15 protein-coding genes and 1 other RNA gene are annotated in these 21,383 nt (G+C 70.9%); 3 read left to right on the top strand and 13 right to left on the bottom strand.

The genetic code is table 11. The features are described from left to right. Positions 1 to 13: 13 nt before the first annotated feature. The 4 genes from ABZV38_RS13715 to ABZV38_RS13700 all read right to left on the bottom strand — a co-directional run bounded on the left by ABZV38_RS13715 (position 14) and on the right by ABZV38_RS13700 (position 5,389). The gene (locus ABZV38_RS13715) at positions 14 to 1,255 is read right to left on the bottom strand and encodes an acyltransferase (protein ID WP_356326991.1); all 1,242 of its coding nucleotides are present in this window, start codon (positions 1,253 to 1,255) and stop codon (positions 14 to 16) included. Further along, a complete protein-coding gene (locus ABZV38_RS13710; protein WP_356327046.1) occupies positions 1,252 to 3,378 on the bottom strand; it encodes a bifunctional polysaccharide deacetylase/glycosyltransferase family 2 protein in 2,127 nt (708 codons plus the stop codon). Before ABZV38_RS13710 ends, ABZV38_RS13715 begins: the two co-directional genes overlap by 4 nt. 66 nt (positions 3,379 to 3,444) lie before the next feature. After that, positions 3,445 to 4,107, bottom strand: a complete 663-nt coding sequence (locus tag ABZV38_RS13705; protein ID WP_356326990.1) for a hypothetical protein — start codon at positions 4,105 to 4,107, stop codon at positions 3,445 to 3,447. Between the two features lie 313 nt (positions 4,108 to 4,420). Beyond that, a complete protein-coding gene (locus tag ABZV38_RS13700; protein ID WP_356326989.1) occupies positions 4,421 to 5,389 on the bottom strand; it encodes a LysR family transcriptional regulator in 969 nt (322 codons plus the stop codon). Between the two features lie 83 nt (positions 5,390 to 5,472). Here ABZV38_RS13700 and ABZV38_RS13695 point away from each other — a divergent pair, with 83 nt between their 5' ends. Then, positions 5,473 to 6,720: an MFS transporter gene (locus ABZV38_RS13695; protein ID WP_356326987.1), complete on the top strand. Its 1,248-nt coding sequence runs from the start codon at positions 5,473 to 5,475 to the stop codon at positions 6,718 to 6,720. A gap of 73 nt (positions 6,721 to 6,793) precedes the next feature. On the opposite strand, the gene ssrA is transcribed toward ABZV38_RS13695, so the two are convergent. The 5 genes from ssrA to ftsE form a co-directional block, all read right to left on the bottom strand. Continuing rightward, positions 6,794 to 7,163: a transfer-messenger RNA gene (gene ssrA, locus ABZV38_RS13690) on the bottom strand. A gap of 95 nt (positions 7,164 to 7,258) precedes the next feature. Continuing rightward, on the bottom strand, positions 7,259 to 7,747 hold the full coding sequence (smpB, locus tag ABZV38_RS13685) for an SsrA-binding protein SmpB (RefSeq protein ID WP_356326986.1): 489 nt from the start codon (positions 7,745 to 7,747) through the stop codon (positions 7,259 to 7,261). 18 nt (positions 7,748 to 7,765) lie between these two features. Continuing rightward, complete coding sequence (locus tag ABZV38_RS13680) at positions 7,766 to 8,959, bottom strand: S41 family peptidase (protein ID WP_356326985.1); 1,194 nt, start codon at positions 8,957 to 8,959, stop codon at positions 7,766 to 7,768. Positions 8,960 to 9,027: 68 nt separating this feature from the next. Then, positions 9,028 to 9,945 carry a permease-like cell division protein FtsX gene (gene ftsX, locus ABZV38_RS13675; protein WP_356326984.1) on the bottom strand — a complete coding sequence of 306 codons (918 nt, stop codon included), beginning with the start codon at positions 9,943 to 9,945 and terminating at the stop codon, positions 9,028 to 9,030. Positions 9,946 to 9,996: 51 nt separating this feature from the next. Continuing rightward, complete coding sequence (ftsE, locus tag ABZV38_RS13670; protein WP_014046319.1) at positions 9,997 to 10,686, bottom strand: cell division ATP-binding protein FtsE; 690 nt, start codon at positions 10,684 to 10,686, stop codon at positions 9,997 to 9,999. A 269-nt stretch (positions 10,687 to 10,955) separates the two neighbouring features. On the opposite strand from ftsE, the gene ABZV38_RS13665 reads away from it, so the two are divergent. Then, positions 10,956 to 11,159, top strand: a complete 204-nt coding sequence (locus tag ABZV38_RS13665; protein WP_356326983.1) for a hypothetical protein — start codon at positions 10,956 to 10,958, stop codon at positions 11,157 to 11,159. A gap of 143 nt (positions 11,160 to 11,302) precedes the next feature. Here the strand turns inward: ABZV38_RS13665 and ABZV38_RS13660 are convergent, their stop codons facing one another. The 4 genes from ABZV38_RS13660 to ABZV38_RS13645 form a co-directional block, all read right to left on the bottom strand. Then, positions 11,303 to 12,157, bottom strand: a complete 855-nt coding sequence (locus ABZV38_RS13660; protein WP_356326982.1) for a hypothetical protein — start codon at positions 12,155 to 12,157, stop codon at positions 11,303 to 11,305. A 404-nt stretch (positions 12,158 to 12,561) separates the two neighbouring features. Further along, positions 12,562 to 13,668, bottom strand: a complete 1,107-nt coding sequence (gene prfB / locus ABZV38_RS13655) for a peptide chain release factor 2 (protein ID WP_356326981.1) — start codon at positions 13,666 to 13,668, stop codon at positions 12,562 to 12,564. Between the two features lie 177 nt (positions 13,669 to 13,845). Then, positions 13,846 to 15,084 (bottom strand): serine/threonine-protein kinase, encoded by a 1,239-nt coding sequence (locus ABZV38_RS13650; protein WP_356326980.1) that lies wholly within the window; start codon positions 15,082 to 15,084, stop codon positions 13,846 to 13,848. Positions 15,085 to 15,254: 170 nt separating this feature from the next. After that, positions 15,255 to 16,922, bottom strand: coding sequence for a serine/threonine-protein kinase (locus ABZV38_RS13645; RefSeq protein WP_356326979.1), 1,668 nt, complete (start codon positions 16,920 to 16,922; stop codon positions 15,255 to 15,257). Between the two features lie 512 nt (positions 16,923 to 17,434). Here ABZV38_RS13645 and ABZV38_RS13640 point away from each other — a divergent pair. Further along, positions 17,435 to 21,172 (top strand): FHA domain-containing protein, encoded by a 3,738-nt coding sequence (locus ABZV38_RS13640; protein ID WP_356326978.1) that lies wholly within the window; start codon positions 17,435 to 17,437, stop codon positions 21,170 to 21,172. The last annotated feature ends 211 nt before the right edge of the window (positions 21,173 to 21,383 follow it).

Genomic DNA, 21,383 nt, shown 5'->3' with positions numbered 1-21,383 from the left:
AGGTGAGGACCGGTCACTGCGGGGCCGGTGCGTTCTTCCTTCTCGCGGACGCGCCGGTGGGCCACAGCCGGGGACTGCGCTTCGCCGCGACGTCCTCGACCCAGCCGACCGCGAGGATCATCAGCGCCAGCAGCGGCCAGACCAGGAGCAGCATCAGTTCCGCGTACGAGGAGTCGATGTACGTACCGAGGTGGTCATCGACCCAGGGGATGTTCCACAGCTGGTCGATGAGCGGCGAGGTCGCCATGATCAGCAGGTTGTGCCAGAGGTAGATCGTCACCGCGCGGTTGTTGGCGAGGGTGATCAGGCTGTCCCACCGGGCCAGCCTGCCGGGGAGTCGCTGCCAGGACGGTGCGTACTGGAGCAGGATCGCGCAGAAGCCGAGCGACCAGGCCGCCTGGGCCAGCGGGATCTCGTCGAGGTTCCAGCCCTCCTGCGTCAGATGTCCCGAGGCCCACCACAGTCCGAACGCCATCAGGAGCGCGGCGAGCGAGACCGCCAGATAGCGCGGGACCTTCTGCAGAAGTCCGTCGTGGTGGGCGAAGCCGAGGATCCAGCAGGAGCCGAACACCGCGAAGTCGACGAGCCCCTCGCCGGTCTCCCCGGGCACGGTGACCAGTCCGGTGCCGATCACGGCGGTGAGACCGAGCGGGGCGAGCAGTGTCGCCCAGGGCAGCTTGCGGAAGGCCTTCAGCAGCAGCGGCGAGGCGAGCACGAACCAGAGGTAGGCGCGGATGTACCAGAGCGGTCCGGCGGCCTGGTCCGCCCAGGACTCCTCCAGGAAGCCGCCCGGCGAGCCGCTCTCCCACGGATACGGCGGGGCGCCGACCGGGAGGAGGTAGCAGCCCAGCTTGATGAACCACCAGATGCCCTCCTCCTTCAGGGGCTTCCAGCCGAGGACGAACATGACCGGGACGACGACCGCGGCGAACGCCCACATCGGGGGCAGCAGACGGCGGAGCCGGGCACGCACGACGGCCGGGGCGGGGCGGTCCAGCGAGCGCGCCATCAGCGAACCCGCGAGGGCGAACATGACGCCCATGGAGGGGAACACCACCGTCAGCCAGGCCCAGCCGAAGATGTGGAAGACGACGACACGGACAAGGGCGACGGCGCGCAGCAGGTCGAGGTAGCGGTCGCGGCCCGGCCTCCTCGGGGCGGCCGGAGCGGCCGCCTCCGGTACCGGTGCGGCGGACTGGGCCGGCACCGGGACCGGGTGGGACGGGGGGAATGCCGGGGTGTAGCTGCTCGTCATGCGACGGGCCTCCGCTCGTTGCTGCGCCCGCGCTGGCTCACCATCGCGCCGGGCGCCTCCACCACTCCCGTACGGCGAAGCTTCTGCCAGCGCAGCCGGCCGCCGGTGAGCGCGGTGATCCAGGACTGGAGCAGCACCACGTACATGAGCTGCCGGTAGAGAATCTGCTGGAGGGGCAGCGAGATCAGATGCGTCATGCGTTCCCTGTCGAGCCGGAAGGCGTACGCGGCGCAGACGGCCTGCACCGCGAGGACACCCAGCCAGGCGCCGATGGTCTTCTCGGTGGGGCCGAAGACCAGTCCGTACAGCAGGAAGACGTCGATGAGAGGCGCGAGCAGCGGGGCGACGACCATGAACAGGGCGACGAACGGCAGTCCGACGCGCCCGAAGCGGCCGGACGGGCCGCGCTCGACGACGGCGCGGCGGTGCTTCCAGATCGCCTGCATGGTGCCGTACGACCACCGGTACCGCTGCGACCACAGCTGCTGCACGGTCTCCGGCGCCTCGGTCCAGGCGCGGGCGTTCTCCGCGTAGACGACCTGCCAGCCGTCGCGGTGCAGTGCCATCGTGACGTCGGTGTCCTCGGCGAGGGTGTCCTCGCTCATGCCGCCGATCCGGTCCAGTGCGTCGCGGCGGAAGGCGCCGACCGCGCCGGGGATGGTCGGCATGCAGCGCAGCATGTCGTACATCCGGCGGTCGAGGTTGAAGCCCATGACGTACTCGATGTGCTGCCAGGCGCCGATCAGCGAGTCGCGGTTGCCCACCTTGGCGTTCCCGGCGACGGCGCCGACCTTGGGGTCGGCGAACGGCTGGACCAGTTCGCGGACGGTGGCCGGTTCGAAGACCGTGTCGCCGTCCATCATCACCACGATGTCGTGACGGGCGTGCGCGATGCCGTTGTTGAGGGCGGCGGGCTTGCCGGCGTTGCGCTGGCGGATGACGCGGACGTTCGGCAGCCGCATCGCCTCCACGATGTCCGCCGTGCCGTCCGTCGAGCCGTCGTCGATGACGATGATCTCGATGGGATGCTCGCTCGCCACCAGGGAACGCACGGTGTTGGCGATGCATTCGCGTTCGTTGTACGCCGGCACGAGCACCGAGACGGGGCGGTGGAACGCGGGCCCCCAGCTGAAGTCCCTCCTGCGGACCTTCCGGGAGTGCAGGAAGGACAGCAGCAGCATCAGTCCGAAGCGGACGAGGACGAGCACCCCGATGACGGCGAGCCCGGCCACCAGTACGTCGGTGAGTTTCTCCGAGAGGTCGACGGCGTAGACGAACGCCTTGCCCTTCCACAGTGCGAACCCGGTCACGGGGGTGTGCGCGCTGGGGGCGCCGAGGGCGGTGGTGAGGTTGGTGAACGTGTAGCCCTCCTGCTGCATCCGCGGCAGGAAGTCGCCCAGGGCGGCCACGGTCTGGGACCGGTCGCCGCCGGAGTCGTGCATCAGGATGACGGCGCCCTTGCCACCCTTGGGGGTGGCCTGCTCGATGATCGCGGGGACGCCGGGTCGCTTCCAGTCCTCGCTGTCGGTGTTGTTGACGACGGTGAGGTAGCCACGCGTGCCGACGTACTGGGTGACCGGCCACGACTTGTTGTCCATGGCATCGGCGAACGACGAATACGGCGGCCGGAACAGGGACGTACGGATGCCTGCCGCACCCGCCAGCACCAGTTGGTTCTGGGACAGCTCCCAGTCGATGCGGGAGTGCGACTGGTAGGAGAGGTCGGGGTGGTTGAACGTGTGCACCCCGACCTCGTGCCCCTCGTCGACCATGCGCTGGACGAGGTCGGGGTAGCGCGAGGCCATCGTTCCGGTGACGAAGAAGACACCATGCGCGTCGTACTTCTTCAGCGTGTCCAGGACCCGCGGGGTCCACACCGGGTCCGGTCCGTCGTCGAAGGTCAGCACGATCCGGTGATCGGGGATGCGCAGCGTCTTGGCGGGCGCGGTGGCCTTCCGGGCGTCGATGACCGGACCGCCGTCGAGGATCGCGTCGGGCACATGGTCGGTGGGCGCCGGGGCCTGGACCCGGTGGTCCGCGAGGATTTCGCTGTGCACGTAACCGCGCAGCATCAGCATGGCGAGCAGGGCAACGAGAAACACGGATGGCAGCAGATAGCGCATGGGGATCCTGCGCCGCTGGTTCCGCTTCTGTCGGTTGTGCCTGCCCCGCGAGGCGGGGATGGTCATTTACTGGGCGCCTTCTTGCTCTTGCACAGGAGGATCCGGGGACTCGACGGGCGGTGTCGGCGTCCCGGTGGGACCGGGATCGACGGGCGGCGTCGTGGTGGCGGCGGGCGGCTCGGGGGTCGGGGTCCCCGGTTGGGGCTTCGTGCCCCCGCCGGTGGCGGTATTGTTCTTGGGCGGTACGGTGGCGGGCTTCGACGGGTCCTTGCCGGGCGCGGACGCGCTGCCGGAACGGGCGCCGGCCGACGGCGTCGCATTGCTGCCGACCCTGTGTTCGGGCTCCGTGACGCCCGGTGTCGCGCCCACCGGCACGACCGTGTCCGCGCTGCCCGACGGAGCGGGCAGCGCCGGAACCTCCTCCGCCTTCTTGTGCTGCTTCTGACCCGAGAGCGGCAGCCACGGCGCGCTGGAATTGCCGCCGAGCAGGGCGACGACCAGCGTCACCGCGTAGCAGGCGCAGACCGCGGCAAGGACCCAGCCCAGACGCCTGAACGTCTTGCTGCGCCGGCCGCTCTCGTCGACGAAGACCGGACCGTCGGAGCCTTCGGGGGCTCCGGGTTCGGCAGTTAGTTCGGAGAGCTGACGTCCGAGACCGTCGAGCTGGACGGTGACATCGTTCGGCTCGTGCGTGTGCCCGGTACGGGCACCTTCACGCCAATTTTCCACAGGTGTAGGCACATCCCCCACTCAGAAAAACGGGTGCGCACGTTTGAGCCAGTTACGTACCGACGGACCTGGGCCCCCACCCGGTCCGTGCGCCCCCCAGCACCTTGCACCCGGAGGATGAATGTAGCGCACGAAGCTGACGAAATTGTCCCTGAACGAGTGATGCCCAGGATGAGAGATGTACCGATTTCACACAGCCTGCGAATGGAAGGCAGATCCGCCCCTACATGCACAATCCACATGTATCTGTCCCGGAGTTGAGCCAATGCTGGTCAGCAATGGGCCAACATGCCACTTCAGGACACCTGCAGCGTCAACACGCCTGCGACATGAATGCCAGATCTCCCTCGGGAAGCCAGCTCCCGGCAGGTACCTTCAGCCCCCGTTCCGCCGCCGTCACCCCTGCCGCAACCCGCCGCAACGCATCGACCCCCGGATGCTTCAGACCCTTGCGCCACACGAGCGATACCGGTGACAACGGCACGGGGTCGACCAGCGGCCGCACGACCATCCCCGGCACCTCGATGAACTCGGTGCTCGCCAGCACCGACCAGCCCTGCTTGCGCACCACCCGCACGAACTCCTCTTCCCCCACGATCTCCGGGAAGGGCGCCACCAGTTCGATCCCTCGCCCCGCGAACAGCCGCTCCGCGAGGTCGGTCCACTCCGCCGTGGCCGGGTTGCCCGCCGCTGCGTACAGCCGCTCCCCCGCCAGCGCCGCCATCGGGACCTGGGCGAGCGACGCCAGACGATGGTCGTCGCGCAGCAGGACGGTCAGCCGCTCGAAGCAGACCGGCTGATGCGCCAGCCCCGCCCGTACCGCCGGATCGAGCCCTGCCACCCGACCGAAGGAGACATCGAGCCGCCCCGCCAGGATCTCCGCCGCCGCCCCCGTCAGCCCGCTCAGATAGCGCGCCACGAACTCCACCCCCGGCGCCTCGCCGCGGGCCAGCCCGAGCAGCCGGTGGCCCGTCCCGACCGGGGCACTGACGTCGACCAGCAGCGGGCGCGTCTGCACCGCCCAGGCGGCGCGGAGGTCGTCATGGGCGGCGATCACCCGGCGGGCGTGCGGCAGCAGCCGTTCGCCGTCGGGTGTGAGGGAGACCTGCCGGGTGGTCCGTACGAACAGCTCCGCACCGAGCTCGCGCTCCAGCCGTCGGATGTCGCGGCTGAGTGCCTGCTGGGCGAGGTAGAGGCGGGCGGCGGCGCGGGTGAAGTGCAGCTCCTCGGCGACGGTGACGAAGGCGCGCAACAGCCGGGGATCGATATCGGAGGAGGTCACGGGCCGAACTTACAACGAATATGCGTGAATGGGTGCGGAGCAGGTGTTGGACCGCACCGGCCGGGCACCGCGAGGGTTGAGCCATGCCGTACGACACGCCCACCACGCCCGTGCACGCCGTCTCCGGCGACCTGCTGGTGATCGCCCCGCGCACCGACGCCCCCGCCCGCCGGGCCTCCACCAACCCGTACCGCCGCCTGCTCTCCACCCCCGGCGCCCGCGCCTTCACCACCGGCAATCTGATCGCCCGGCTGCCGATGGGGATGTTCAGCGTCAGCGCCGTCATCATGATCGCCGGGTCGCGCGGCTCGTACGCCCTGGCCGGAGCGGTCACCGCGACCGGACTCGCCGCGACCGCCGTGGTCGCGCCCTGGACGGCCCGGCTCGTCGACCGGTACGGCCAGGCCAGGATCGCCGTGCCCGCCACCGCGATCGCCGCGCTCGGGTCGCTCGCGCTGCTGCTCTGCGTGCACTACGACGCCCCGGCCTGGACACTCTTCGCCGCCTACGCCGCCACCGCCACCACCCCCAACACCGGTGGCATGTCCCGCGCCCGCTGGGCCCATCTGCACCGCGGCGACCCGGCCGCCCTGCACACCGCGAACTCCTTCGAACAGGCCGCCGACGAACTGTGCTTCATGCTCGGCCCCGCCCTCGCCGCGCTCCTGTGCGCGGCGCTCTTCCCGGAGGCCGGGACGCTGATCGGCACAATCCTGCTGATGACCGGCGTGCTGATCTTCGCCGCTCAGCGCGCCACGGAACCCCCGGTGGCGCCCCGTACCCGGGCAGGCTCCCCGCTGCGCACCGGCGGCATGCCCGCGCTGCTCGCCACTTTCCTCGCCACCGGCGCGGTCTTCGGCGCCATGGAGGTCGTCACGATCGCGCACGCCGGGGGCGCGATCCTGGCGCTTCAGGCAGGCGGCTCGTGCGTGGCGGGACTGCTGTACGGATCACTGCGCCCGGCCACGGACACCCGGCGCCGGCTGCTGTGGTGCCTGGCCGGGATGACCGCGCTGATGTCCCTGCCGCTGCTCGCCGCCTGCTCGACCGATTCGCTGCTCACGCTGGCCGGCGGTCTGCTGCTGGCGGGCGCGGCCACGGCGCCGACGATGGTCACCGGGATGACGCTGGTGCAACGGCTGACCCCCGAGGGCCGGTTGAACGAGGGCATGACGCTCCCCGTCACCGCGCTGCTGGGCGGAATAGCGGCCGGTTCGGCGGCCGGCGGCTGGATGGTGGAGCACATGGGGGCGGTGACGGGGTACGTCGTCCCGGTGTGCGCGGCGGGACTCGCCCTGGCCGTCGCAGCGGCCGGAATCCGCCGGACATGAACCCGGAGATCACCCCGGACACGAACGAGGACCCCGCTGCCGGTGGGCAACGGGGTCCTCGTTCACATGGGAATTGTGGAGATGGCGGGAATCGAACCCGCGTCCAACGGTGCAGAATCAGGGCTTCTCCGTGTGCAGTTCGCTGCGCTTTTCTCGGCCCCGGAGATCACGCGAACAAGCCTCCGACAGGCCCAGCCACTGTTTGATTTCCTTCCAGGCCCCGTGACCGGGCCTAGAAGTTTAGATCCCTTGATGATGCCAGGATCCGGGTCGGGATCACCCCCGGGCTGACACTTCGCAAGTCGCTACTTAGGCAGCGAGGGCGAAGGAATCGCGCTTGGAATCGGCGATTATTGGTTGCGACATATGGTTTACGAGATCATTGCCGCTTCCTCGACACGCTTCCCCTGCTTCGACATCCGCTGTCGAAACCGATCATCCCCATGTTGTTTTTTCAAAGGCGCACCCGCTGTGAGGTCCAGTGCCATCGTACGTGACCAACGCACGACGGTGCCAGCCTATTCCTGTCCGAGCGCGCTCAGGCGCTCCGCTGACGCCGTCGGACCGCCGAAATCGCGCGGTTCGTCTCCCGCAGGTCCTGCTTCTCCCGCAGCGTCTGCCGCTTGTCGAACTCCTTCTTGCCCTTGGCGAGCGCGATCTCGACCTTGACCCGGCCGTCCTTGAAGTACAGCGCGAGCGGCACGATCGTGTGCCCGGTCTCCTGCGACTTCGACTCCAGCTTGTCGATCTCGGCCCGGTGCATCAGCAGCTTGCGCTTGCGCTTGGCGGAGTGGTTGGTCCATGTGCCCTGCACGTACTCGGGGACATGGATGTTGTGCAGCCACGCCTCGTGCCGGTCGATCTGGACGAAGCCGTCCACCAGCGAGGCCCGGCCCAGCCGCAGCGACTTGACCTCGGTGCCCATCAGCACGAGACCGCACTCATAGGTGTCGAGGATGTGGTAGTCGTGCCGCGCCTTCTTGTTCTGCGCGATGAGCTTGCGCCCTGTGTCCTTTTCCTTAGCCATAGTGCGGCCATTTTCGCACTACGACCCACCCCCGAGGCCACTCAATACTGTCTCGCCCCGCTGCAGGGCCCGGGAGGAGACCGCCAGGTCCGGCGTGATGCCGTGCCCGTCGACGCTGCGCCCCGCCGGGGTGCGGTAGTGGCCGACGGTCAGCTCGGCGACCGAGCCGCCCGCGAGCTTGCTGGGCATCTGGACCGAGCCCTTGCCGAAGGTCCGCGAGCCGACGGTGACAGCGCGGCCCCGGTCCTGGAGGGCGCCGGTGAGCAGCTCGGCCGCGCTCATGGTGCCGCCGTCGACGAGGACGACGAGGGGCCGTACGGTGTCGCCGCCCGGCTCGGCGTAGAGGGCGCGCTGCTCGCCGTGCACGTCGTACGTGGCGACAAGCCCGCCGTCGAGGAACGCGGAGGCGGCGACCACGGCCTCGGTGACCAGGCCGCCCGGATTCCCGCGGAGATCGAGCAGCACCCCGGCGCCCGCGGGTGCGCTCCGGACGGCGTCGCGCACCTTGGCGCCGGAACCCTTGGTGAACGAGTCGACCTTGATCAGTACAGCTGCGGAGGAATCGGAACGGTCCGGTCCGAGCTTCTGGACGGTGACGGCCTCGGTGGTGAGCCGGGCCCGGGTCAGCGTCAGCGCCCTCGTCGGGCCGGTGGCGCCGCGCTGGACGCCCAGTACGACGGTGGTACCCGCGGCAGCGCTCGTACGGTCCCCGCGCAGCAGGGCGACGACCTCGGAGACGGGGCGTCTGTCGACCCGGTGGCCGTCGATCGTACGGAGCAGGTCGTCCCGCTCGATACCGGCCCGGTCGGCGGGGCCGCCCGGCTGGACCCGAGCCACGGCGACCAGCCCGTCGGCCGAGCGCCTCGCGGCCAGTCCGACGCCCGTGTACGAGCCGTCGAGGGCCTGCTCGAACTCCTCGTACTCCCGCTCGTCGTACACCGCGCCCCAGCGGTCCCCGCTGCGACTGACGACCTCCTCGGCCGCCGCCGTGGCGGACTTGCCGTCGGCCAGCGCCTCGGCGGCGGCGTGGGCGACCTCGTCGCGGTCGGCGGTGGAGGCGACGGCGCGGGCTTTTATCGCGGCGCTCGCTCCGTCCCCGTGCGGCAGCGATCCCGTGGCCGCCGCGGTGGCCAGGACGCTAGCGAAGACCAATGTCAGCGCCGCCCCGCGGCAGAGACCGCGGGGCCCGAAACCGTGCGTAGGGCCCGACATGGCGATGAGTCTAGGACAACACTCCGAGGGCGCACGGCTGGTTCACCGCACGCCCCACGGGGCGCTTGTCACACCTTCAGATACTTGCGGAGCGCGAAGAGCGCGGCAACGGCGGGCATCAGGAGGCCGATCGCAAGGACCAGCGGCAGCTTGGTGAAGACCGCGTCCCAGCCGATGAAGTCGATCAGATTCAGCTTCGACTGGAGGGCCAGGCCGCCGTCGATCAGGAAGTACCGCCCGGCCAGCAGCATGACGCAGGCAAGCACGCCACCGATGAGCCCGGCGAACGCGGCCTCCATGATGAACGGCATCTGAATGTAGAACCCGGACGCGCCGACGAGCCGCATGATGCCCGTCTCGCGGCGCCGGCTGAACGCCGATACCCGCACGGTGTTCACGATCAGCATCAGCGCAATGACCAGCATCAGCGCCATCACGAAGAGCGCGGCCACATTCATGCCGTTCATCAGCCCGAAGAGGTTGTCCAGGATGGATCTCTGGTCCTGGACGGACTGCACCCCGGCGCGGCCCGCGAAGGCGGTGGCGACGACCTTGTACTTCTTCGGGTCGTGCAGCTTGACACGGAACGACTCCTGCATCTGGTCCGGCGTGATGTTGCCGGCCATCGGCGAGTCGCCGAACTGCTCCTGGTAGTGCTTGTACGCCTGGTCGGCCGACTCGTATTCGACCTTCTCGACGGCGCTCATCTTCCCGAGGTCGGTCTCGATCTCCTTCTTCTGCTCAGCGGTGACGGCGCCCTTGGAGCAGTTGGCCGCCGACTCCGCGTCGTTCTTGCTGCAGAGGAAGATCGAGACGTTGACCTTGTCGTACCAGTAGTCCTTCATCGTGCTGACCTGCTCGCGCATCAGCAGCGCGCCGCCGAACAGGGCGAGCGAGAGGGCGACGGAGACGACGACGGCGAAGGTCATCGTGAGATTGCGACGGAGACCGACGCCGATCTCCGACAGGACGAACTGGGCGCGCATGGCGTCCTTTCAGTACTCGATGCTCAGCGGGTCCGGCGCGGCCGGATCCGCTCAGTGCTGGTAGCCGTAGACGCCGCGGGCCTGGTCGCGTACGAGACGGCCCTGCTCGAGCTCGATGACGCGCTTGCGCATCTGGTCGACGATGTTCTGGTCGTGGGTCGCCATGATGACGGTGGTCCCGGTCCGGTTGATCCGGTCCAGCAGCTTCATGATGCCCACGGAGGTCTGCGGGTCGAGGTTGCCCGTCGGCTCGTCCGCGATCAGCAGCATGGGACGGTTCACGAACGCCCGCGCGATCGCCACGCGCTGCTGCTCACCACCGGAGAGCTCACCGGGCATCCGGTCCTCCTTGCCGCCGAGACCGACGAGGTCGAGGACCTGCGGTACGGCCTTGCGGATCTCGCCGCGCGGCTTGCCGATGACTTCCTGGGCGAACGCCACGTTCTCCGCAACAGTCTTGTTGGGGAGCAGCCGGAAGTCCTGGAAGACCGTGCCCAGCTGGCGGCGCATCTGCGGCACCTTCCAGTTGGACAGGCGCGCGAGGTCCTTGCCGAGGACATGGACCATGCCCTGGCTGGCACGCTCCTCGCGGAGGATGAGTCGCATGAAGGTGGACTTGCCGGAGCCGGAGGAGCCCACCAGGAAGACGAACTCGCCCTTCTCGATATCGAGAGACACATCCCGTAGAGCGGGACGGCTCTGCTTCGGGTAGGTCTTGGAGACGTTGTCGAATCGGATCACGGATGCACCACGGTCGGCCGGGAGTAGGTGTGCGTGACCATACGCGAACCGGGCTGAGGCGTGCAGGCGCGCGTCCGCTGATGGGCGATTTATGGCGGAACGGAACTGTGCCGGAGCGCAACCGGACCCGGAATGGACCGGGTGTTGTCCGGCGGGCCGCGCCGAAATCCGCGCGAGCTGGCACAGTGGAGGGGGAACGGATGCGTTTCCATGAGCGTTGTGCGGAGAGAACGCGTATGCGGCTCCGCCGCGCGGGAGGAGGAAAGCGCATGACCTATGACCGATTGGTGTGCGCAAACTGCGCGGCGCCTGTGAACGAGGGCCGGTGCCCCGTATGCCGGGCCAGCCGCGCACGGCTGCAGCAGCAGGAACAGCAGCAGGGACCCTTCGCGGGCCTGAGCCCGGCGATGCTGATCGCGCTGCTGGTGGTACTGCTGGCGGCGCTGGCACTGCTGGCGCACCAGACCGTATGACCGTGTAGCTGTCTGTAGCCGCCCCCGCATGGCGGAGTGAGTACGTGACCGTGTGCGTACGTAGAAGGGCCCGGGACGGCCGATCGGATCGGCCGTCCCGGGCCCTTCTGTGTACGCAGGCGCGCATACCGGCCACAGGGGCCTTAGGCGACCGTACGGCCGTTCACCAGACGCGGCAGGATCCGGAAGCCGATGCCGCCGGCGATCATCGTCGCGGCGCCGAGCAGCAGGAACGTGGTCTCGGCCGCACCGGTCTCGGCGAGCTCGTCCTTGCCCTTGCCCTGCTCGACCGGCTGGTTGCCGACGCTGTCGGTGTCGGTGTTGTCCGCGCACTCGGCACCGTCGAGGTCGACGGTGCAGGTGTTGGCACCACCGTCGTCGCCACCGTCGCCGCCACCGGTGACGTCGCCGGAGGCGCCGCCATTGCCGCCGTTGTTGCCGTTGCCACCGCCGTTGCCGTTGGCGCCCGCATCGGTACCGGCGTCCGTGCCCGCGTCCGTGCCCGCATCGGTACCGGCGTCCGTGCCCGCGTCCGTGCCCGCATCGGTACCGGCGTCCGTGCCCGCGTCCGTACCGGCATCGGTGCCCGCGTCCGTACCGGCATCGGTACCGGCATCCGTGCCCGCATCGGTACCGGCATCCGTGCCCGCGTCCGTACCGGCGTCCGTGCCCGCGTCCGTGCCCGCATCGGTACCGGCGTCCGTACCCGCATCCGTGCCCGCGTCCGTACCCGCATCCGTGCCCGCGTCCGTACCGGCATCCGTACCCGCATCCGTGCCGGCGTCGACACCGCCCGGGTCGCCGCCCTCGTTGTCTCCCTGGATACCCAGGCCGACATCGAGACCGTCCTCGTTGGCCTCGGCCGTGGCCGAGAGCCCGCCGATGTTGACGCCGATGCCGACGGCCTGCGCCGCACCGGCAGCGGTCAGCGAAGCACCCGCGGCGATTACCGCACCCGCGGCTATCCGCGCGACGCGGACTCGCGTCTTCTTGGTCATCTGCTGCTACCCCCAGTAGCTGTTCTCGTCAATGGAGCAGCCATATGCGGGCTCACGGCTCTGCCGGGGGTTGCGCTCTCGGCCTGCCGGGCCACGTAGTGCCGTAGCCAAGCCGCCCTCCCCCGCCCACACCCGTCCCAGACATACGCATGCTGCACTAGCACCCTGTCCACAGTTAAGGACTACGTCAAGCCTGTTCCGTGCAATGTGCACCGTTTTGCGAGCAGTTGACCGTCATTCAGAATCACGACTGTGACGCACCCACCACGGGGCCTACGCAACTCACGGCCCCAACTCCCTTTCGGGCGACGGGATTCCGCACGCGCCACGGCCGTCGCCGGGTACGAAAACGGCGGTGCCGGAACCCCGTGGGGCCCGGCACCGCCGTACGCGCGAACTGGCTGCTACTTCTCCCGCTGCTTGCGCCAGCGGATGCCCGCCTCCAGGAAGCCGTCGATCTCGCCGTTGAAGACCGCTTCCGGGTTGCCGATCTCGAACTCCGTACGCAGGTCCTTGACCATCTGGTACGGGTGCAGGACGTACGAACGCATCTGGTTGCCCCAGGAGTTGCCGCCGTCGCCCTTGAGCGCGTCCATCTTGGCCTGCTCCTCCCGGCGGCGGCGCTCAAGGAGCTTCGCCTGGAGGACGTTCATCGCGGACGCCTTGTTCTGGATCTGCGAGCGCTCGTTCTGGCAGGAGACGACGATGCCGGTCGGCAGGTGGGTCAGGCGCACCGCGGAGTCGGTCGTGTTGACGCCCTGGCCACCGGGGCCGGAGGAGCGGTACACGTCGACGCGCAGCTCGGACTCGTCGATCTCGATGTGGTCGGTCGTCTCGACCACGGGCAGCACCTCGACACCCGCGAAGGACGTCTGACGGCGGCCCTGGTTGTCGAAGGGCGAGATCCGGACGAGCCGGTGGGTGCCCTGCTCGACGGAGAGCGTGCCGTAGGCGTAGGGAATCTGGACGGCGAAGGTGGTCGACTTGATGCCGGCCTCTTCCGCGTACGACGTCTCGTAGACCTCGGTCTTGTAACCGTGCCGCTCGGCCCAGCGGATGTACATGCGCTGGAGCTTCTCGGCGAAGTCGGCGGCGTCGACGCCACCGGCCTCGGCCCGGATGTTGACCAGCGCCTCACGGGAATCGTACTCGCCGGAGAGGAGGGTACGGACCTCCATCTCGTCGAGCGCCTTCCTGACGGATTCCAGCTCCGTCTCGGCCTCGGCAAGGGTGTCGGCGTCGCCTTCGTCCTCGGCGAGCTCGAAGAGAATCGCAAGATCGTCGATGCGGCCGCGCAGGGCCTCGGTCTTGCGCACCTCGGCCTGGAGGTGCGAAAGCTTGCTGGTGATCTTCTGTGCCGCGTCCGGGTCGTCCCAGAGGGACGGCGCCGCCGCCTGCTCCTCGAGCGCGGCGATGTCCGCCCTCAGCGCATCCAGGTCCAGGACGGCCTCGATCGACCCCATGGTCGAGGAGAGGGACTTCAGCTCTTCGGAAATATCGACGACTGCCACGGGTCCAGCGTAACGGCTGTCGGCGCGGACCTGCCCCGGGCTGCTTGATCACGGGTCCGGAATCCTTGGGTACGGGGCCGCCGGGCCGCCCGGCATCCTTGTGTACAGGGCCGCCCGGCGGACGGACTCAGGGTGTCCGGGACCACAGTGGCCGGACCCGTTCGATCTTCCAGGGGCCTATGGCACCGCCGGTGCCGAGCTCCCCGAGTCCTGTGGTGTCGCGTCCGCGTCGTTGCCGCTCAGGGCCAGCCAGCCGCCGACGCCCAGTGCCGCGCACAGCACTATCGCCACCGCGCCGAGCGTGATGCGGCGTTTGCGGATGGCCGCCGAATTGTTGCGGGCCGAGCCGGGGCGGGGCTGGCCGGGGGCCCGTGGGGCCCGGGCCGTGCCCCTGGGGCCGCCGGAGAGTTCGTCCGGCGCCGGGACGCGCATGCTCGTGTGGGTGTCACGGTTGGAGTCGGGGGACGCGCCGGGGACCAGCGGGACCGCGCCGCGGCGGCGGGGTTCGTCGGGGTTGGGGGTGTACTGCTGCTCGTCGTAGAGCTGCGGTTCCGGTTCGGCGTCCGGCTCGTCGACGTCGAGAGGCGGGATGCCGGCCAGGTGCGGAAGCTGTTCGCGCAGGCGGGCCGCGAGCTCGGAGGCGCGCAGCCGGGAGGCCGGGGCCTTGGCCAGGCACTGGACCAGGAGCTGCCAGAGTTCCTCGGGAATGCCGGGGAGCGGCACCACCGTCTCCGTGACATGGCGGCGCAGCACCGCGCCGGGGTGGCCGCCGCCGAACGGCGTGAAGCCCGCGAGGAGCTCGTACAGCACCGTCGCGAGGGCGTAGATGTCCACGGCAGCGCGCGGCGGGAGACCCTCGACGATCTCGGGGGCCAGATAGTCCGGCGTACCGATGATCTTCGTGGCCTTGGTGCGACGCGGGGTGTCGATCAGCTTCGCGACGCCGAAGTCCGTGAGCAGCGCCGGATGCGAGCCGCCGGGGCCGAGCGGGCCCTCCATGTCGAGCAGGATGTTCTCCGGCTTGACGTCACGGTGCACCACGCCGGCGGCATGCGCGGCGGCGAGGCCGTCGGCCACGTCCGCGATGATCGCGACCGCCGCCTCGGGGGCGAGCCGGCGCTCGCGGTCGAGGCGGGTGCGCAGATCCGTGCCGCGCACCAGGTTCATCACCAGCGCCAGGTCGTTGCCGTCCACGACGAGGTCGCGGACGCCGACGATGTGCGGATGATCGAGCTTGAGCAGAGCGGCGCGCTCCTGGACGAAGCGTCCGACCAGCTCCTGGTCGGACGCGAGGTCCTCACGGAGGAGCTTTATGGCTACGGGGCCCTCAGGACCCTCGCCGAGCCACACCGTGCCGGCGCTGCCGCGCCCCAGGATCTGGTGGGCGGTGTACCGGCTGCCGATATTCCGTGCCAAGACTGCTCCCTCAGCGGCTGGCGATGGACCGTCGCTCACTAACCCCCGGTCGCCAAAGTTACGCGTCGATCGGGGTGCTGCGTGCCCTGGATGGCGCCAACCTTCACTTCTGCGGTCGAAATAGCCCCGCAGAAGTCGACAAAGCCACGAAGTCGGTGGTGCGCGCTCGCTCAGTTGGTGCTGCTGCCGCCCAGTTTGGAGAGCCAGTCCGTGGCGGCCGAGATCCCGTCACCGATCGCCTGCCAGTAGCTCTTGCCCTGGGCCACCCAGTCCTGCAGCGGCGTCAGTTCCCAGATCAGCCAGCCCGCGACGAACAGCAGCACCACGGTGAACAGACAGCCCTTGAGGCAGCCGAGGCCCGGGATCTTCATCGGGCTGGCGCTGCGCTGCCTCGGCTCACGGGGCTGGCGCGGGGCCGGCTGCTGGGGCGGCTGCTGCTGCGGAGGTGCGTACTGCTGGCGCTGCGGCTGCTGCTGGGGTTGCTGCTGCGGGTAGTGCTGCTGCTGCCGGTGTTGGGGGTACTGCTGCTGCTGGGGCTGCTGCGCGTACTGCTGGTGCTGCGGCCGCTGCTGCTGGGGCTGTTGGGGCTGTTGGGGCCGCGGCTGCTGGCGCTGGGGGCGGCGGCGCAGCGGGTCCTGGCTCGGGTCGAGGTACTGGACCTGCGTCTGCTCGTTGCGGTCGCGGGCCGCCTGCAGCTGGGACTGCCACGGGTGCGGGCCCTCGGGCTGCGGCGGGCCTTCCGGGCGCGTCGGGACGGGCGGCATGACCGCGGTCGGGTCGGCGTACCCGCCCTGGCCCTGCCCGTATCCCTGGCCGGGGGGGTGCTGCATGACGCTGGTCGCCGCGTTCGGGTCGTACGCACCCGCATTGCTCGGCAGCACCTGTGTCGGGTCGGCCGCACCCTGGGTCCCCGGGACCGCCGCGGGCGCCGGGTCGGGGGCGAGCAGGGCGCCCACCCCGTCGGCGGCCGCGATCTGGGCCGAGTTGGCGTGCACGCCGATGCCGGCCGCGACGGTACGCAGTCCACGGGCCAGGTTCTCGGCGCTGGGCCGGTGGTCCGGGTCCTTGCTCAGGCAGCGCTCTATGACTGTCCACAGCGGCGCCGGGACGGTGGTGGGGCGGCGGGGCTCCTCGCTGAGGTGTCGTTGCAGCACTTCGAGGGCGCTGCCGCCGGAGAACGGCGGTCGCCCGGTGACCAGCTCGTACAGAAGGATGCCCGCACCGTAGATGTCGACCGCGGACGTCTGTGGGCGGCCCTCGGCGGACTCCGGCGCCACATAGGCGGGCGTGCCGACGAACTCATGGGTCCGGGTCAGCCCCGGGGAGTCGGCGAGCCGCGCGATGCCGAAGTCGGTGAGCATCGGATGCATCTGGCCGTCACGCTCGGAGAGCAGGACGTTGGCCGGCTTCAGGTCGCGGTGGACGACACCGTCGGCATGGCTGGCCGCGAGCGCGTCCGCGATCTGGGCGGTGAGGAGCGAGGCGGCGACCGGGGTGAGCGGGCCGTTCTCGCGGAGGTAGCGGTGCAGGTCGGGGCCATCGACCAGGTCCATCACGAGGGCGAGGAGGTCACCCTCCACGACCAGGTCTCGGGTGCGGACGATGTTCTCGTGGGTGAGCCGCAGCAGCACAGAGCGCTCGCGCAGGAACCGCATGACGACGTCCGCGTCGTTGGCGAGCTCCTCCTTGAGGACCTTGATCGCCACGGTCTCGCCGGGCTGACCCGCGACGGCCGCCTCGGAACCTGCGGTCTCCCGCTGGCGGGCACGCCAGACGGTGCCCGTGGCGCCGCGTCCCAGCGGCTCCTCGAGCAGGTACTTGCTGCCTACCGGCCGCACGTCATGCGCTCCCTGCTGATCGTGGTGCTTGCGGTCTCCCGGGGTCGCCCGGGAGTTTCCGGCCCACTCTAGTGCCGCTCCGTGGCCTTCGAACGGGACACCGGCCGGTCATCCTCCGGCCGTGGACGGCGAGTGAGCCGTCGTGTCCGGAACGTGCGATTCGTCGTGTCCGGAAGAAGACGCGTGCGCCGGGCGGATGGTTGCCGCACAGGAGCCGCACAAACGTGCCCATGGCTGGTTCAGGGAAAGCGCCCTCCTCCAACGCCCAGCTCCGAGGAACGCCCCAAGCAGGCACTTTTGGGACCACAGCCGACGCTCCAAGATCAATTTCAGGTGGCCCCCGGGCGTGTTGTCAGTGGCAGGTGCGAGGATGCCTCCAGCACGGAACTGTGGGGTCGGGAGCCTCGCAGTACGTGACGACCTGTACCGGACGACGCGTCCGTGCCGGGTGGGGGGAATCACAGGGCGTTTCCCCTGCCGGGCACCCCGCGCAGAAGGGACCGCTGACGGCGATGCAGATCCGGCTGACCGTCCTCGCGCCGCCCAGCGGCCAGACCCCCGCGCGCGCCTGTGACGTGCTCGTCACCGCCCCCGCAGGGACGGCGCTCGCCACCGTGGCCTCCAACCTCGCCGCCGCCGTCACCGGGCCGGACGGCTCACTCGGCAGCGGTGCAGTGGTGCTGTTCGCCGGGCGAGAGAGGCTCGACGCGCAGCGGTGCGCGATGGGTGAGCCGCCCCTGGTCGACGGGGCGGTGCTGTCGCTCCAGGTCCCGGGCGAGGACGAGGCGGTGGACGATGCCGTTCCGGCGCAGCTCCATGTGGTGGCGGGGCCCGACGCGGGCGGTGTCCATCTGCTGCACGGCGGGCAGATCCGCATCGGCCGCTCCGCCGACGCGGATGTCCCTCTCGACGACCCCGATGTGTCCCGGCTGCACTGCACGGTGACGGTCTCCGAGGACGGCCGGGTCTCGGTCGCCGACCTGGGCTCCACGAACGGCACCTCGGTCGACGGTAGAGAGGTCCACGGCCACCCGGTCCGGCTGAAGCCGGGTGCGCTGCTGCGGCTCGGCGAATCGACGCTCCGGCTGGCGTCGGGGGCGCGTACGCCGACGCTGGCCACGGCGCCGGACGGCGAGGGTCACCTGCGGGTGGCGCGGGCGGCGGGCCGACTCGGCGAGGACGGGGCCTTCCCGGAGAAGTCGGGGCCGGAAGAGTACGACTCCGGTCATGCGTACAGCGCGGGTGTCTCGCCCGGCTCCGGGTCCGGCGAGGGTGTCGCGTATGCGTATGGGAGTGGCGCACCGGCCGAGGCCGGTGACCGGGGCGGGCGGGGCTCGACGGGCCGGTTCACGGACGACGAGGCGCCGCGGCGCGGCGGGATAGGGGCCTGGGCCCGCAGACTGGCGGGCAACAAGGGCGAGCCCGTGCACGAGGCCGCACCCGACGAGGCGGGGCCGGTGGGCCGACCGGTCCCCGCCGCGCCGTCCTCCGTCGCGGCTTCACGCCCGCCGGGTTCGTCGGTCGAGGAGACATGGCCCGATCCGGCGACCGTGCTGCTGACCGCCCTCGGACCGGGCCCCCGGCTGTGGGAGCGCGACGCCGCGCACCCGGAGGCGCTGGTGGTCCGGCTCGGCACCACCGAGCGGGCCGAGCTGCCCGCCGTGCCGGTGACCGTGGGGCTGCGGGAGGCCGGTTCGCTCGGGCTCGCCGGGCCGCGGGAGCGGCTGGCCGGGCTCGCCCGCTCGACGGTCGCGCAGCTCGCCGCGCTGCACTCCCCGGCCGACCTGGAGATCGTGCTCATCAGTACCGACCGCGCCCGCAGCGCGGACGAGCGCAGGCGTCAGTGGGCGTGGCTCGGCTGGCTCCCCCATCTGCGGCCGATGCACGGCCAGGACTGCCGGCTGCTGCTCGCCTACGACCGGGAGCAGGCAACCGCCCGTACGACGGAATTGGTGCGCCGACTGGACGACGGGCCGCTCGGCACCGGCTGGGCCAGCGTCGACCGGGGCACGGTCGCCGAGGCCGCCCGGCGGTACGAGGGGCCGCACACCGTGGTGATCGTCGACGGCGACCCCGGTTCCGCGGTGCTGCGCGAGAGCACGGCCCGGCTGGCCGCCGCGGGTGCGGCCGCCGGGATCCACCTGATCTGTCTGGCCGAGACGCCGGCCGCGACGCCCACCTCGCCGGTCGCGGCGACGTACGAGGCGGCCTGCCATGCGTCGATCGCGTTCCGCGAGTGCGGGGTGGTGGCGATGCTGAGCGGCGATGTGGCGACGGCACTGCGGCTGCTGCGCACGGCGGGCGGACAGGCCGCGGGCCACGGCACGGTGGCCGCGGTGGACGCGGTGTCGGCGGCCTGGGCGGAGCGGTTCGGGCGGGCGCTGACCCCGTTGCGTACGGAGGGTTCGGCGACGGCGCCGGGCCGCCCGACAGCTGCGTCCCTTCCGCCGTCCGCCCGCCTGCTGGACGAACTGGGCCTGGCCAGGGCCACCCCGGCCTCGCTGATGGCCCGCTGGGCGTCGGCGTCGGACGGCCAGCCGGGGGCGACGGTGTATGGGCTCGGCAGCATGGCGGTGCCGGCCGTCGACACCCACGGTTCGGGCCGCACGGAGTACCCGGGCAGCGCGGGCCCCCGCGTGGGCGCGCAGCGCACGGCCGGCGGCGGGCAAGGCGCCCCCTTGCCGTCCTCGCGCCCGACTCGTGCGAGTGCCGCCGGTTTCCCGGGGACGGATGACGTGTACGGATCCGGGTCGGGGCGTACGCCGTACCCCGGCACGAGCAACGACACCCATGCGGGCACACCACGGCATACGTCGGTTCGCGGTGACGGCACCCTGTCGGGCACCGGGTCGGGACGCACCCTGTACCCGGGAGCGGATGCGTCCGGTTCGGGCCGCACCCCGTACCCGGGCACCGACAACCCGGGCTCGGGCCGCACCCCGTACCCGGGCACGGACACCCCCAGCTCGGGCCGTACCCCGTACCCCGCCACCCCCCGCATCGGCGCGCAGCGCCATGACGGTGCGATCGGCGACTCCTCCAGCTCTCGGACCGGTCCTGGTGCCGAGTCCGCCGAGCGTGCCGCGAGCCGAGTGAGTGGGCTCCGTGGCGGCGATGCGCCGCAGATTGCTGCCCGGGTGGCCGAGGGCGCGAGCTCGGCCCGGGCTGCTGCAGCTTCCACGGCCCCGGCCCCCGAGGCGACCGCCGCCGCAGTCGCCGCCCGGCCCGTCGTCGTTCTCGGCGCCGGACCCCGGGGTGCGCTCAGCGTCGATCTTGCGGACGAAGGGCCCCACCTCCTCATCGAGGGCCCGGCCGGCAGTGGACGTACCGAGCTGCTGCGCGCCGTCGCCGCCTCGCTCGCCGCCGCGGCGCGGCCCGACCGGCTCGGCATCCTGCTCGTCGACGGCGCCGGTGGCGAGCGCGGCGAGAGCCTGCGGCCCTGCACCGAACTCCCGCATGCATTCATGTACTTGGCGGCCTCCGATCCACTGCGGATGCGTGAGTTCGCCCAGGCCCTGGGCGGCGAGCTGAAGCGGCGGTCCGAGCTGCTCGGGCGGCTCGACTTCGACGACTGGCACGTCCGCCACGAGGTGGCGCAGCGGATGGTCGGCCAGCGGGCCCCGAGCACCGCCGAGCAGCGCGGCGATCTGGACCCGGCCATGAGCGGCACGCTCCGGTTGCGGCCCGCCGCCGCGCGGTCCGTGGATCCCGGCCCGTCTCCCCTGCCCCGGCTCGTCGTCCTGGTCGACGACTTCGATGCGCTGGTCGCACCCGCCCTCGGCAGCCCGGGCCGGCCCGCCGCCGGTTCGGTCGTCCGGGCGCTGGAGGCCGTCGCGAGGGACGGCGGCCGGCTGGGTGTCCATCTGGTCGCGACGTCCGCCCGCGCCGACCGTACGGAGGACACGGAGCTGGCCCGTGGCGCGCGGCTGCGGGTGGTGCTCGACGCACCCGTCGTGCCGCCGTCGCCGGAGGACCCGCTGCCCGGCCGGGGAAGGCTGGGGCATCCGGACGGGCGGGTGACGCCGTTCCAGGGCGGCCGGGTGACGGGCCGCATTCCGCGTACCGCGACCCTGCGGCCCACCGTCGTCCCGCTGGAGTGGGAGCGGATGGGAGATCCGCCCACCCGGCGCCCGGTCCGCGAGCTGGGCAACGGGCCGACGGACCTGGCGCTGCTGGCCAGTGCGCTGGAGCGGGCGGCCCGTTCGGTGAACGCCGAGCGAATAGCTCCGCTCGTGGCCCACCAATCCTGAGGCGTTCTCACCCCGGTCGCCCTTGCCTTGTTCGGCTATTTCGTTATTTCGCCCTCGATCACCGGACGGGCTGGGACATCGGGCCCTCCGGCGACCGAAGACGACTGACATCACGTCACGAGCCCATCACGATCAACAAGTTGACACCGAAAGCGGTATTGCGGCGCCCGTGCACCCGGCGTAGGACTGTGCGCACAGGAGCAGACACCCG

Source organism: Streptomyces sp. NPDC005181, from assembly GCF_040608395.1.
Lineage (GTDB): Bacteria > Actinomycetota > Actinomycetes > Streptomycetales > Streptomycetaceae > Streptomyces.
This window is presented reverse-complemented; position numbering and strand designations above follow the sequence as displayed.